Raw genomic sequence first — 13409 nt, 5'->3', positions numbered from 1 at the left:
CTGCCGCTTCACCCGATGGACGACTCTGCCCGTTCGCCTGCCGGGACGGCGGCGGGCTCGGGTTTGCGGCGGGAGCCGTACAGGACGCCCAGGACGATCACGGCGCAGCCGGCGAGCTGCAGGGGCGACGGCCGTTCGCCGAGCGCCACGGCCGACAGCGCCACGGTGGTCATCGGCTGGATCAGCAGCAGCAGGGCGGTGAGCGCGGCGGGCTGCCGCGGCAGCGTGAACGTGATCAGCGACCACCCCAGCACCTGCGGCCCCAGCGCGAGCAGCAACAGCCACCCGTGCGCCGGCCACTCCGGCACGAAGTCCGCCCCGCCGAACAGCGGGCTGAGCACCGCGATCGTGAGGGTGGCCACCACGGTCGCGTGCGCCAGCGGCCCCGCGGCCCGCTCGGCCCCGCCCCGCTTCATCAGCAGCAGGAACGCGGCATAGGCGAGGGATGTGGCCACCCCCGCCAGCACTCCCATGGCCGGGTCGCTCCCGTAGGCGGCGCTGTCGAACAGCCCCGAGATCAGCACCACCCCGGCGAACACGACGGGCGTGCTGACCACGAGCCGCGCCGACGGCCGCTCCCCGAACAGCCCCCAGGCCGCGAACGCCACGATGAACACCTGCAGGTTGCCCAGCACGGTGGCCAGCCCCGCGCCCACGTAGTCGATGGCGTGATGCCAGAACAACAGGTCGAGCGCGAACACCACCCCTGCCGCCCAGGCCGCCAGCGCGCCCTTGACCGGCAGCGGCCCCAGCCTGCGCCGCTCCAGCCAGGCCAGGACGAGCATCGGCGGCACGGCGTACGCGCACCGGAACAATGCCGAGGTGGCCGGCGATACACCGGATAACCGTACGAGGGGCGCCGAGGCCGAAATGATCAACGCACCAGCGATCGCGATCAGCACGATACGCCGATGTGCACTCATGGAAACCCCCGGACGCCCATGCAGGAGATACGCTGCGACCACGCTAGAACCCGGCGCCGACAGGAGTCAACATGCCGTTTGGCCATGACATGGTGCATTCTCTGGCCACCGTCGTCGAACTGGTCAACACCTCCCCCTCCACAGGAGGGGACGAAGGCCTGGCCGGTCTGGCCGAACTGCGGGCATTCGTACAGGCCCGTCAAGTCAGCGGCATCAGCACGCTCACACCGCGCGACCTGGGCCAGGTCCGGATGGTACGAGAGGCGTTCCACCGCGTGTTCACGGCCCCGGACCTGCCCACGGCCGTCCGCACGCTCAACTCGCTGCTGTCCGAGACCCGCATCACCCCGAGGCTCACCGAGCACGACGGCCATCCCCTGCACATGCACTATTTCGCCGCGGACTCCGAGCTCGCCGAGCACCTGGCGGCCGACTGCGGCGTGGCCCTGGCCCACCTGCTGGTGGAGGGCGAGGTGGATCGCCTGCGCACCTGCTCGGCCCCGGACTGCGAGCGGGTCTTCGTGGACGAGTCACGCAACCGGTCCCGGGTCTACTGCGACAGCCGCACGTGCGGCAACCGCATGCACGTCGCCGCCTACCGGGCCCGCCGCCGCGCTTAGGAGGGCGTAGCCGGGGGGCTGTTCGAGGTCAGCTGACCTGGTTGGGGATCGCGCCGCCGTAACGCCGGTCGCGCTTGGCGAACAGCTCGCACGCCTCCCAGAGGTCCCTGCGGTCGAAGTCCGGCCACAGCCGGTCGAGGAACACCATCTCGGCGTAGGCCGCCTGCCACAGCATGAAGTTGGAGGTCCGCTGCTCCCCCGACGAGCGCAGGAACATGTCCACCGGCGGGATGTCCGGCTGATAGAGGTAGCGGGCGAAGACCTTCTCGTTGACCTTGCCCGGCTTGATCTCCCCGGCCGCGATGTCGGCGGCCAGCCGGAGCGCCGCGTCGACCACCTCGGCCTGCCCACCGTAATTGACACAGAACTGCAACGTCAGCGCGCGGTTGGAGACGGTCATCGCCTCCGCGGCCTGCAGCTCCGAAATGACGCTCTTCCACAGCCGCCCCGGCCTGCCGGACCAGCGGACCCGGACGCCCATGGCGTTGAGCTCGTCGCGCCGCCGCCTGATGACCTCGCGGTTGAACCCCATGAGGAAGCGCACCTCGTCGGGCGACCGCTTCCAGTTCTCCGTGGAGAAGGCGTAGACGCTCAGATAGGGAATCCCGAGCTCCAGGGCCCCCTCGATGACGTCGAACAGCGAGGACTCGCCCGCCTTGTGGCCCTCGGTGCGCGGCAGGTTGCGTGCCTTGGCCCAGCGGCCGTTGCCGTCCATCACGATCGCCACGTGCTGGGGAACCAGATCACGGGGGATGGGCGGCGGTGTCACTCCCGATGGATGCGGGGACGGTGGTCGTACGTTCACGAAGCTCCCTTTCAACATGTCGTAGAGAGCGTATTCCGTGTTCAAGGTGCCATTGCAGGTAAGCGGCCACGAGGCCGCTGCATTCGCTGCGGTGGCGCGTCTCCGAGGCGTCGGCGGTGGCCCAGTCGCCGCGCAGCAACGCCGTCATGAGCCCGATCGTCTCCGCGGCGGGCACCGCCGAACCGGCCGGTTTGCAGGCCCCGCACACGACGCCACCTGCGACGATGGCGAACGCCCTGATCGCCGGGGCCCGGCACTTGGCGCACGCGTCGAGCGCGGGGGCGTAGCCGGCCACGGCCAGCGAGCGCAGGAAATAGGCGTCCAGCACCAGCCTGGCCTCGTGGCCCCGCTCGGCGAGCGTGCGCAGCCCGCCCACCAGCAGCAGGAACTGCCGTAGCGCCGGCTCCTTCTCCCCGTGCGTCAGCCGGTCGGCCGTCTCCAGCATCGCGCTGCCCGCCGTGTAGCGCGGATAGTCTGCGGTGAGCGCCTCGCCGTAGGGTCTGATGGTCTCCGCCTGGGTGACCATGTCGAGCGTGCGGCCGGTGTGCAACTGCAGGTCGACATGGGTGAACGGCTCCAGCCTGGCACCGAAGCGCGACGTGGTGCGGCGCACGCCCTTCGCCACCGCCCGGATCTTGCCGGTGCGCTTGGCCAGAATGGTGACGATGCGGTCGGCCTCCCCGAGCTTCTGGGTCCGCAGAACCACGCCTTCGTCACGGTAGAGACTCACTCGGACATCTTACGGCCGCCCGCTAAATCGACACGCGGGACGTTACGGGCATCCTCTGGTGACACGACTTTGCGTGACCCTCACTACACTTTTACGTCTGTCCCCGCATCACCCGTTGTTCAACCCCCCGATACCGCCTCGAAAGGGAGTCATGACCCGCGTGGTCCTGCTGGGTGCTTCGCCCGGCCCCGACACCTCTCCGACCGGCCTGAGGCTGGCCACCATGCCCGGCAATCCCACCGTGGGCGAACGCCTCCACGGCCAGCTCACCTCCATGGATCCGCGGCCCGCCAGGATCGAGTCAGGTGACGTGGCCGCCGCGCTGCGGGCCCTGGCCGATGTCGCAGAGTCGGCGACGGAGAACCTCTTCATCATCCCGGAAAACTCAGTCGTGCACGACGAGCTGATCTACCAGATCAGCAAGACCAAGCGCGGTGCGCTGGCGCTCGTCGCCAAGGAGCCCCGCGGTAATTCGGGCGCGACCGAGGAGTCCCCGTCGGAGGCGGCGGAGGCACCGGAGGACAACGGGCCCGAGGAATACGTCCCGATCGACGAGGCCGAGCCCGAGATCGGGCACAACCGCGTCGAGGGACTGCCCGTGCGCGTCCGCATCGGCAAGTCGCGCGTCGTGTCGGTCGGCACCGCCCGGCACGCCGTGACCAGGCCGAACGGGGTGGTGCTCGGGCCGCTGCACGTGAGCGCGCGCAACGCGCCGACGCTGGCGCAGACGTGCCGCGACCTGGCGGACATGGCCGAGGTGTTCGGCCCGGACGACGACCTGGTGCAGCTCGTGGTGTTCGGCCTGGTGCGCAACGGCGTGTCGGTCGGCATCCGGGGCCGCCGTGACCTGTTCTACCGCCGGGTCACGACCCAGGAGGAGGTCAACGAGGCCGTGCCGGAGATGGTCGGCATGAACGAGGACCGCTCGCGGCTCAACAACGCGGTCAAGGGCGCCGACGGCTTCTTCACCACGTTCTTCGTCTCCACCTACTCCCGCTTCATCGCCCGCTGGTTCGCCCGGCGCGGGTGGACGCCCAACCAGGTCACGCTGATCTCGATCGCGCTCGGCGTGGCCGCGGCCGCCTGCTTCGCCACCGGCGACCGGCCGTGGATGGTGCTCGGCGGCGTGCTGATCTACTTCGCGTTCGTCTTCGACTGCGTGGACGGCCAGGTCGCCCGCTACGCCCGCAAGTTCGGCGTGCTGGGGGCATGGCTGGACGCCACGTTCGACCGCTTCAAGGAATACGTCGTCTTCGCCGGCCTGGCCGTCGGCTGGGTGGTCTCCGGCAACGGCGACGACATCTGGATCCTGGCACTGGCCGCGATCGGGCTGCAGTCGGTACGCCACCTGCTCGACTTCTCCTTCGGCATCGCCAACCGCCGCAAACCCCCCGCCAAGTTGCCCACGCTGGCACTCGACGTGCCCGACGACCGTGACCTGCGCCAGGCGCTCGTCCGCCGGAAGGTCGAGCGGGCCCAGGGCATGCGGCGCGTGCTCAAGATGTGGACCAAGGCGGGCAGGTTCCGCATGGTCCACTGGGCGCGCAAGATGATCGTGTTCCCCATCGGCGAGCGGTTCGCGGCCATCGCGATCACCGCCGCCCTCTTCGACGCCCGGATCACCTTTCTCACCCTGGTGATCTGGGGCTCCGTCGCCGCCATCTACACCCTCACCGGACGCCTCATGAGGTCGCTCGTATGATCACGCAACCGCAGGCCATGGCCACTCCCACGCCGGACCCCGACGAGGAGCGCCGCCGCATCCAGACCGCCCGCCTGCTCGCCTACCGCGACGACGGCCCGCTCGCCAACGCCCTCGCCGGCAAGCTCGGCCCGGGTCTGCCCCCCGTGCCCGCGACGCTCGTCGCCCTGCTCGCCGTCATCGCCGTCACGGTCACGGGGCTGCTCCGACCGGGCCCGATGCTGCTCGTGCCGGTGGCGATCATGCTGGTGCTCGTGCTGCCCACGACGCCACGTAACCACCTGGGCCGCTTCGACTGGCTCACCCCGCCGCTGCTGCGCGGCGCCGAGTTCTTCACCTTGATCGCCATCGGGCTGGCCGCCGAGGCGCCCAAGTGGCTGCTGTTCGTCCTGGTTTACGTCGTGGGTTATCACACGTACGACACCGTTTATCGGACGCGGCAGAGCATCTGGCCGCCCGCGTGGGTGTTCCATGCGGGGCTGGGCTGGGAGCTGCGCCTGTTGATCATCGGTGCGGGTGCCGCCTTCGACGTGGTGACGCCGGTGCTGGCGGTCCTGACGGCCTACCTCTTCGTATTGTTCGCGGTGGAGAGCGTGACGAGCTGGGTCCGCCTGGACAAGGCCTCGGCGCAGGCGGGGGCCGACGCGGAGCAGGACCTCGAGGCCTCCCCGGAGGACGCCATGGAGCAGGCCACGGGCGAGGCGGAAAAGGGCTGACTCGCTGCTTCTCTGTTTCGTTTCTCGTGCGGCGCCGTCTCTTATCTGCGGCGCCGCACGTGGTTTTCAGGGCCATCCTGTACGGCTTCGCACGGTGGGCGCCACCCGCCCCACGTGGCCAGGGCCTCCAGGGTGACGCCCGCTGACCGGTGCGGGGTCGGCCACCGTAACGGCGTCAGGTGAGCCTCCGACGTGGTCAGAACGTTGCCCCGGCAACAGGGCGGTGTCATCGACGCCATCGGGGAAATCAGCCGATTAGTCTGGGGTTCCAGGGACACCGGGGCCGGGTGCCGGTCCGGCCGGAGCCAGGAGACGCGGATGGCGTTCTTGTCGCGGCTGTTCAAGCGGGGCGATCCGCTGGCCGACCGGGAGGAGGCGCGCCGGCAGGGGATGCGGGACGCTCGCGGGCATCCCCTGGGCGAGTTCACCGATCCGGAGTTCCAGCCCGCGTACGTGACGGAGATTCGAGCCCGGGCCCGTGAACAGGTGACTGAGGTGGATCGGCGGCTGGCGACCACCCGTACGTCGCTGCTGGAGCGGGCGCTGGGAGAGCGCGAGGTGATCCTGCGGGAGCTGGGCAGGAGCGACACGCGGCCCGAGCCTCCCGCGTACAGGAACGGGCACGCTCCCTCCTCCTCCGGAACCACCCACCCGCCGTCCGCGCCTCAGCGGGCGGTGGACGAGTTCATCTCGATCGGGGAGGCCAGGGCGCGGCGGGCGGAGGCGCGGCGGCGGGCCGTGGTCGAGGAGGCCAACGCCGGCGTGCAGCGGGCCAGGGCCCGGATCGAGCATCTCACCCAGGAGTGGGAGAGCGCGGTGATCGCGCGCGGCCACGAGGTGGAGGCCGTGCACGCCAGGGCCGAGCAGCTCATCGCCGCCTACAAGGGAGGGGTGTTACACGCCCACCCGCGCAAGGAGGAGATCCCCTCGTTGTGGAAGGGCGAGGTCATCGCGATGGGCGCCGCGGGCGAGAGCCCCACGGCGATCTCGGGGTGGGAGGAGATCGGGCGGATCCTGCGCGAGGTCGAGGATCGTATCGAGGTGTGGCACGCCGAGATCATGCCCCGCGGGCTTCCTGGTGGGGACCACCACCAGCTCACCGCGCCCCCGCCGGACGACTCCCGGCATGCGGGGGATGCGGATCCGGGGGCTGTCGACGACGCCGCGGGCGAACGGCCGGACTCGGGTCGTGTCTCCGGGCGCGTACGGGAGGGCGAGCCCCGCCACCTCCAGGAACGACGTCACCTCCAAACTGCCCGCCTTCGCGCGGGGCTGCGACTGGATCGGGTTCGCGGCGGTCACGGGCAGCTCGGAGAGCGGTACGTGCCGCCAGGACCCGGTGGCCATCGCCGCCACCCAGGCCGAGAACCCCAACGACAACCCGGTGGTGGAGGACCGCGTCCGGGCGCACCGCATCACGGAGGTGCTGCCGAGGGCGGTCGCGCTGTTCGACTGCCCGGCCGAGAGCGAGGGCTCGGACGTGCTGCGCGCGCTGCGCTACCTGGTCAAGCAGCTCAGCGCGCGGCGGCAGCCGGACAGGGCGCACCAGATCATCGTGTTCAGCGACCTGATCAACAACCGGGGCGAGCTGAACATCAACCGGCTCGACCTCGGCGAGAGCGCCCGCGGGCGGAAGATCAAGGAGCTGCGGGACGCCCGGCTGCTCCCCGACATGACCGGGTACGCGGTGACCGTTCATGGATTCCTGCGGGCGAAGACGTCGAGCCCGGACCGCTTCCCGCTGCTCGAAGGGTTCTGGCGGGAGGCGTTCGAGTCCTCGGGGGCCAGCACGGTGGACCTGCTCTGACCACCACGCCGGCCAGCCGGAGAGCGCTCCCTCATCGGCCTAACCCCGTCGGCTGAGGACGGATGAGGATTGTTGACAGGAGGTAAACCCTGTGTTCACATCACCCTGAGAGCGCTCTCTCATGTTGCCTCCACTCCCCCCATGGAGCGAACCATGACAACGACAATCCGGCACAGACGCCGGCTGGCGGCCGTGGCCGTGGTGCTCGTGGCACTCGCCGGCCTGCTCGTCAAGGTGGCCGTCAGCGCCTCCGCCGCCGTCCCGCCCACCCCGTCGGGCTGGTCTCTGGTCTGGTCCGACGACTTCAACGGCTCGGCGAACACCCTGCCCTCGTCGGCCAACTGGATCATCGACACCGGGCACTCGTACCCGGGCGGTCCGGGCAACTGGGGCACCGGCGAGATCCAGAACTACACCTCAAGCACCTCCAACCTCAGCCTCGACGGCTCGGGCAACCTGCGCATCACGCCGCTGCGCAGCAGCTCAGGCGAGTGGACCTCGGCCCGGATCGAGACCCGGCGGGCCGACTTCAAGCCCGCCGACGGGCGCATCCTGCGCATCGAGGGCCGTATCCAGATGCCGAACGTGACAGGCAGCGCCGCTCTGGGATACTGGCCGGCGTTCTGGGCGCTCGGGTCGCCGTACCGGGGGAACTACTGGAACTGGCCGGCGATCGGCGAGTTCGACATCATGGAGAACGTCAACGGCATCAACTCCGTCTGGGCCGTGCTGCACTGCGGCGTCACCCCCGGCGGGCCGTGCAACGAGACCAACGGCATCGGCGCCAGCCGGGCCTGCCCCGGATCGGCGTGCCAGGCGGACTTCCACACCTACCGGTTCGAGTGGGACCGCAGCGTGAGCCCCAACCAGTTGCGCTGGTACGTGGACGGGCAGCAGTTCCACAGCATCAGCCAGTCCCGCTTCGACGCCACGACCTGGAACAACATGACCGGGCACGCGGGCTACTTCCTGCTGCTGAACGTGGCGATGGGCGGCGGCTTCCCCAACGGCGTGGCCGGCTCCGGGACGCCGACCGCGGCCACCGTGCCCGGGCGGCCCATGGTGGTGGACTACGTGGCGGTGTGGCAGAGCGGCGCGGGATCCACGCCGACGCCCACGACGACCATCACCCCGACCGTTCCGCCCGGGGGCGTCGACGCCCGCTCGACGATCCAGGCCGAGCGGTACCAGGCGCAGTCGGGCACCATCGTCGAGACCACCACCGACACGGGCGGGGGGCAGAACGTCGCCGGCATCTCGAACGGCGACTGGCTGCGGTTCGACGGGGTGGACTTCGGCACCCAGGCCGCCCTGCAGTTCAAGGCCAGGGTGGCCTCGGGCGCGGGCGGCGGGGTGAGCGGGCTGGTGCAGGTCCGGCTGGACAGCCCCACGGCGACCCCCATCGGGGACTTCGCGGTGGGGAACACCGGCGGATGGCAGAGCTGGCGGACCGTCCCGGCGAACATCTCGGCGGTGACGGGGACGCACACGGTGTACCTGACGTTCAGCAGCGGCCAGCCCGCGGACTTCGTGAACGTCAACTGGTTCACCTTCTCGACGTCCTGACGGCCACTGCCGGGACCCGCTGACGCACTCCGACCCGGCATGGCGTCCGCCGTGCCGGGCCGGAGTGGTGGAGGTCAGGAGCCGGTACGGCGGCGGAGGACGATGCGTTCGGCCCAGCTGGCGGCCTCCGGATCCTTGAGGCCCTCCACCACTCCCCCGAGGTAGGCCGTGGCCAGGCTGTCGAAGCCGCTGTCCAGCTGGCGTAACCGGCCGGCCCGGCGGCGTTCCACCGCCTGCAAATACTGGGCGATGCTCTCCGCGTAGCCGGCGTCCCGCTGGTAGGCGGCCTGGGCCGCGGCGCAGGCCCGGGACTCGACGTCGCGTTTGGCCCGCAGCTCCCGCAGACGGCGGTCGTTGGGGTTGTGCATGCGGCGGCCCAGGTCGGCGGCGATGAGGGCGGTGGCCACCAGCAGGGCCAGCAGCAGGATCATGGTGGGAACCTGGCTGACGCCCTCCGAGGCGGGCCCGATCTCCTGCCCGTCCACCACCAGCGGCCGCACCAGGGCGTCGCGGCGCAGGACCGCCACGGCGACGATGAGGCCCAGCCAGACGAGCGCCGCGAGCACCAGCAGGAAGCGGCCCCTGGCCGGGCTGCCCTGCTCCTGCCAGGACCGGAACGCCCGCCCGTACATGTGCGGGGCCACCAGCATGATCAGGGCGGCGCCGGCGGCGAGCAGGGCGGTCATCGCGACGCTGTCGCCCCAGTTGAGGATGACCTGGTAGAGGATGGGCACCTCGACGATCAGGAGGAGCAGCAGGAGCAGGGCGGCGGGGAGCAGCCGGATCCGCTGTGCCTCGAACTCGGCCCTGGCCTGCTGGATCTCCCGCTCCGTACGGTCGTCGACCTCGGCCGGCTCGGCCAGGCGCTCGTCCTCCAGCTCGTGGAAACGCGGCACGCTGCCCGTCTGCAGGGTGAGGGTGTCGATCTGCCCGTCGGCGGCGTGGGCCCGGCCGAGGGCGCGTTCCTCACCGCGGCGGTGCCGCCAGTCGGGCAGGTGGTAGAGGTCCCCGTCGTATGCGACCGCGGGTGCGATCCGGGTGACCTCGGCTCCGCCGCTTTCCAGGGTGGTCTCGCGCTTGCGGCGAACGAGGCGAATGGCGCGCATCTGGCCTCCCAGCGGGCTCCTGCCTTCGATGCTAAGTCGCCATGACGGGAATCGATGGCGGGTGAACGAATGGGGAATGATGGTGCGGATGAGCGAACTGCCGGTGATCGACGTCGGACCGCTGCTCGTCCCCGGCGGCGACCAGCCAGGCCGTGCGCAGGTCGCGGCCGCGATCGGGGCGGCATGCCGGGACAACGGGTTCTTCTACGTCTCCGGTCACGGGGTGCCGTCGGAGCTCGTACGGCGGCTCGACGCGGCCGCCCGGCGCTTCTTCGAGCTGCCCGAGGCCGTCAAGAACGAGATCTCCATGGAGCGCGGCGGTCGGGCCTGGCGGGGCTTCTTCCCGGTGGGGGGCGAGTTGACCTCCGGGCGGCCGGACCTCAAGGAGGGCATCTATTTCGGCGCCGAGGAGCCCGCCGGGACGCGGCCACTGCACGGGCCCAACCTGTTCCCGGCGCAGGTGCCGGAGCTGCGGGACGCGGTGCTCGGCTATCTGGACACGATGACCGGGGTGGCGCAGGCGGTCATGTCGGGGATAGCGCTCAGCCTGGGGCTGGCGGAGGACTACTTCCGCACCGGCTACACGGCCGATCCCACCATCCTTTTCCGGATATTTCATTATCCGCCGTCTGCCCCGGACGACGCCGACACCTGGGGCGTCGGCGAGCACACCGACTACGGCCTGCTCACCCTCCTGCTCCAGGACGCCAACGGCGGCCTCCAGGTACGCACGTCACGCGGCTGGATCGAGGCGCCGCCAGTGCCGGACACGTTCGTGTGCAACATCGGCGACATGCTGGACAAGCTCACCGGCGGCCACTACCGCTCGACCCCGCATCGCGTACGCAACCTCAGCGGCAACGAGCGCCTCAGCTACCCGTTCTTCTTCGACCCGGGCTGGGACAGCGAGGTGCCGCCCCTCCCCTACGCCCCTGGACACCGCTGGGACGGCCAGGTCGACTTCACCGGCACCTACGGGGAATACCTGCTGTCGAAGGTGTCCAAGGTCTTCCCCCACCTGTTCGAGCGTCTCTAGGAAGACTCCCTGACCACCAGGCGGGTCGGCAGCACGACCGAGGTGGTGTGGCGGCCCTCCAGCCGCGACAGCAGCAGCCGCGCGAGGGCCAGCGCCTGGTCCGCCACCGGGACACGCACGGTGGTGAGCGCCGGCGTGGTGGCCGAGGCGGCGTCGATGTCGTCGAAGCCCACGATCGCCAGGTCCGCCGGCACCCGCCGGCCCGCCTCGCGCGCCGCCCGCAGCGCCCCGATGGCGAGCTGGTCGGTGGCGGCGAGGACGGCGTCCAGGGAGGGGTTGTCGCCGAGCAGCTGGCGGGCCGCCGCCGCGCCCGCGGCGCGGTCGAGGTCGGCCGCCACGGCCAGCAGCGGCTGCGCGCCCGCGCGGCGCAGCGCCGTCCGGTGCCCGGCCAGCCGGTCCTGGACGGTGACCAGGTCCATGGGGCCACAGATCATGCCGATCCGGCCGCGGCCCCGGGCCAGCAGGTGCTCGGTGGCCGCCGCCGCGCCGCCGGCGTTGTCCACGTCCACGTACGGCACCAGCGAGGCCACCGCCGGCTTGCCCAGCAGCACGATCGGCACGCCGGTACGCGAGAGCCGCTCGGCGAGCGTGTCGGCCCGGTCGGGCGGCAGCAGTATCACCCCGTCCACCAGCCGGGCCTCCACGTGCTGGACGATGCGCCGGTGGCTCTCGGCCGTGTCGGCGAGCATGAGGGTGATGTGCTTGCCCGCGCCCTCCAGCATGCTGGTGACGTACTGGACGACGGCGGCCGTCAGCGGGTCGCCGCCGTTCCTGGGGACGGACAGGACCAGGGCGATCGTGTTGGTGCGCCGGGTGACCAGGCTGCGCGCGGCGGCGTTGGGCACGTAGCCGAGCTCCTGGACCGCCTGCAGCACGGCGGTCCGGACCTCCGGGCTCACCGACGCCTCGCCGTTGACCACGCGCGAGACCGTGGCCCTGGAGACCCGGGCGCGGGCGGCCACGGTCTCCAGGGTGGGCCGCTTGGGGCGGGTGTCCGCCAGGCCGTTGCGGCGGATGACGTCGCGGTACCAGAGCGCGCTGTCCTTCAGCCGCCGCCGCTGGGTGGCGAAGTCCACGTGGACGAGGCCGAACTTGCGCTGGTATCCATCGGACCACTCGAGATTGTCGAGCAGCGTCCAGACGAGGTATCCGCGCACGCGGGCGCCGTCCGCGATGGCCGCGCGCAGCGCCCGCAGGTGCTCCTCGATGAAGTTGATGCGATCGACGTCGTGGATCCCATCGCCGGTCACGACGTCCACGAAGTCGGCGCCGTTCTCCGTGATCATCAGGTCGATGGCCGGATATTCCCGGGAGATGCGCCCGAGCAGCAGGGAAAGGCAGTTGGGCACGATGGGCCAGCCCATGGCGGTGACGGCCGTGGGCACCGTGCAGAACAGGATGCCCTCGCTGCCGGGGAACGCCGGATCGGCGGGCTCGCTGGGCTGTGCCTGGACGACCAGCGGGGCGTAGTAGTTGATGCCGAGCACGTCCATGGGCCGGGCGATGACCGCCAGGTCGCCGTCGTGGATGTGGTCGAGGCCCGCGGCGCGCTCGATGACCGGCAGCAGGTCGGCGGGATATTCGCCGCGCAGCAGCGGGTCCAGGAACTGCCGGTTGGCCAGGGCGTCGATCCTGGCCACGGCCTCGGCGTCCTCCTCCGACAGCGGCCGGTCGAAGTCGCTCACCTGGGCCGGGGTCATGACGGGCGAGATGTTCACCACCGCGCCGATCTTGGCGGCGCCGCCCGCGCGCAGCGCCTCGGCGGCCAAGCCGTGGGCGAGCAGCAGGTGGTGGGCGCTGGTGAACGCGTCGGCGGCCGACTTCCGGCCCGGCGCGTGGATGCCCGAGCCGTAGCCGAGGAACGCCGCCACCCACGGCTCGTTCACCGTGAACCAGGTGTCGACCCGGTCACCCAGCCGTTCGCCGACCACCGCCGCGTAGTCGGCGAAGCGGTGGGCGGTCTCGCGCGACGGCCAGCCTCCGGCGTCCTCCAGGGCCTGCGGTAGGTCCCAGTGATAGAGGTTGGCGTACGGGGTGATGCCCGCGGCGAGCAGCTCGTCCACCAGCCGGTCGTAGAAGTCGAGCCCCGCCGGATTGACCTTGCCGCCGTCCGGGAGCACGCGTGTCCAGCTCACCGAGAAGCGATAGGCGGCCATCTCCAGGTCCTTCATCAGCCGCACGTCTTCGGGATATCGGTGGTAGTGGTCGCACGCCTCGGCCCGGTCGGAGGAGAAGGTGTCCCAGATGGAGGGCCCACGGCCGTCGGCGGAGGTGGCCCCCTCGATCTGAAAGGCCGACGTCGACACTCCCCACACGAACCCCTGGGGGAAACTTGCGGTGCTCATGGTGGCGCATACCCTCCGATGACTGTTCGAAGCGCCCAGTGTCCCGCGCGCCG

Annotated in this window: 12 protein-coding genes; 6 read left to right on the top strand and 6 right to left on the bottom strand. The window is 70.9% G+C overall.

Going from position 1 to position 13409, the window contains the following annotated elements; all coding sequences use genetic code 11:
* Window positions 1–8 precede the first annotated feature (8 nt).
* On the bottom strand, window positions 9–923 hold the full coding sequence (locus tag BLS95_RS00890; RefSeq protein WP_245764746.1) for a DMT family transporter: 915 nt from the start codon (window positions 921–923) through the stop codon (window positions 9–11).
* Window positions 924–994: 71 nt separating this feature from the next.
* Between BLS95_RS00890 and BLS95_RS00885 the strand changes: the two genes are divergently transcribed.
* Window positions 995–1543: a CGNR zinc finger domain-containing protein gene (locus BLS95_RS00885; protein WP_176992962.1), complete on the top strand. Its 549-nt coding sequence runs from the start codon at window positions 995–997 to the stop codon at window positions 1541–1543.
* Window positions 1544–1571: 28 nt separating this feature from the next.
* On the opposite strand, the gene BLS95_RS00880 is transcribed toward BLS95_RS00885, so the two are convergent.
* Window positions 1572–2366, bottom strand: coding sequence for an isoprenyl transferase (locus BLS95_RS00880; protein WP_090928052.1), 795 nt, complete (start codon window positions 2364–2366; stop codon window positions 1572–1574).
* The gene (gene recO, locus BLS95_RS00875) at window positions 2287–3078 is read right to left on the bottom strand and encodes a DNA repair protein RecO (RefSeq protein WP_245764745.1); all 792 of its coding nucleotides are present in this window, start codon (window positions 3076–3078) and stop codon (window positions 2287–2289) included. The genes BLS95_RS00880 and recO overlap by 80 nt, the downstream gene beginning before the upstream one ends.
* Before the next feature lie 151 nt (window positions 3079–3229).
* Between recO and BLS95_RS58830 the strand changes: the two genes are divergently transcribed.
* Window positions 3230–4780: a CDP-alcohol phosphatidyltransferase family protein gene (locus BLS95_RS58830; protein WP_090928050.1), complete on the top strand. Its 1551-nt coding sequence runs from the start codon at window positions 3230–3232 to the stop codon at window positions 4778–4780.
* The gene (locus tag BLS95_RS58825; RefSeq protein WP_090928048.1) at window positions 4777–5496 is read left to right on the top strand and encodes a DUF5941 domain-containing protein; all 720 of its coding nucleotides are present in this window, start codon (window positions 4777–4779) and stop codon (window positions 5494–5496) included. The genes BLS95_RS58830 and BLS95_RS58825 overlap by 4 nt, the downstream gene beginning before the upstream one ends.
* 665 nt (window positions 5497–6161) lie before the next feature.
* Here BLS95_RS58825 and BLS95_RS00860 read toward each other — a convergent pair.
* A complete protein-coding gene (locus BLS95_RS00860; RefSeq protein WP_090928046.1) occupies window positions 6162–6368 on the bottom strand; it encodes a hypothetical protein in 207 nt (68 codons plus the stop codon).
* 317 nt (window positions 6369–6685) lie between these two features.
* On the opposite strand from BLS95_RS00860, the gene BLS95_RS00850 reads away from it, so the two are divergent.
* Window positions 6686–7303, top strand: coding sequence for a hypothetical protein (locus BLS95_RS00850; protein WP_143043539.1), 618 nt, complete (start codon window positions 6686–6688; stop codon window positions 7301–7303).
* Window positions 7304–7456: 153 nt separating this feature from the next.
* Window positions 7457–8869: a glycoside hydrolase family 16 protein gene (locus tag BLS95_RS00845; RefSeq protein ID WP_090928040.1), complete on the top strand. Its 1413-nt coding sequence runs from the start codon at window positions 7457–7459 to the stop codon at window positions 8867–8869.
* A gap of 74 nt (window positions 8870–8943) precedes the next feature.
* Here the strand turns inward: BLS95_RS00845 and BLS95_RS00840 are convergent, their stop codons facing one another.
* Window positions 8944–9975 (bottom strand): hypothetical protein, encoded by a 1032-nt coding sequence (locus tag BLS95_RS00840; protein ID WP_090928038.1) that lies wholly within the window; start codon window positions 9973–9975, stop codon window positions 8944–8946.
* An 88-nt stretch (window positions 9976–10063) separates the two neighbouring features.
* Here BLS95_RS00840 and BLS95_RS00835 point away from each other — a divergent pair, with 88 nt between their 5' ends.
* Entirely contained in the window at window positions 10064–11011 is a 948-nt protein-coding gene (locus BLS95_RS00835; RefSeq protein WP_090929053.1) for an isopenicillin N synthase family dioxygenase, read from the top strand.
* Here BLS95_RS00835 and BLS95_RS59485 read toward each other — a convergent pair.
* Window positions 11008–13356 carry a GH1 family beta-glucosidase gene (locus BLS95_RS59485; RefSeq protein ID WP_090928036.1) on the bottom strand — a complete coding sequence of 783 codons (2349 nt, stop codon included), beginning with the start codon at window positions 13354–13356 and terminating at the stop codon, window positions 11008–11010. The two genes, BLS95_RS00835 and BLS95_RS59485, sit on opposite strands and share 4 nt — an antisense overlap.
* Window positions 13357–13409: the final 53 nt, after the last annotated feature.

Origin of the sequence: Nonomuraea jiangxiensis (assembly GCF_900099965.1) — a bacterium.
Classification (GTDB): Bacteria; Actinomycetota; Actinomycetes; order Streptosporangiales; family Streptosporangiaceae; genus Nonomuraea; species Nonomuraea jiangxiensis.
The sequence above is the reverse complement of the archived record's forward strand: the minus strand, read 5'-3'. Positions and strand labels throughout refer to the sequence as shown.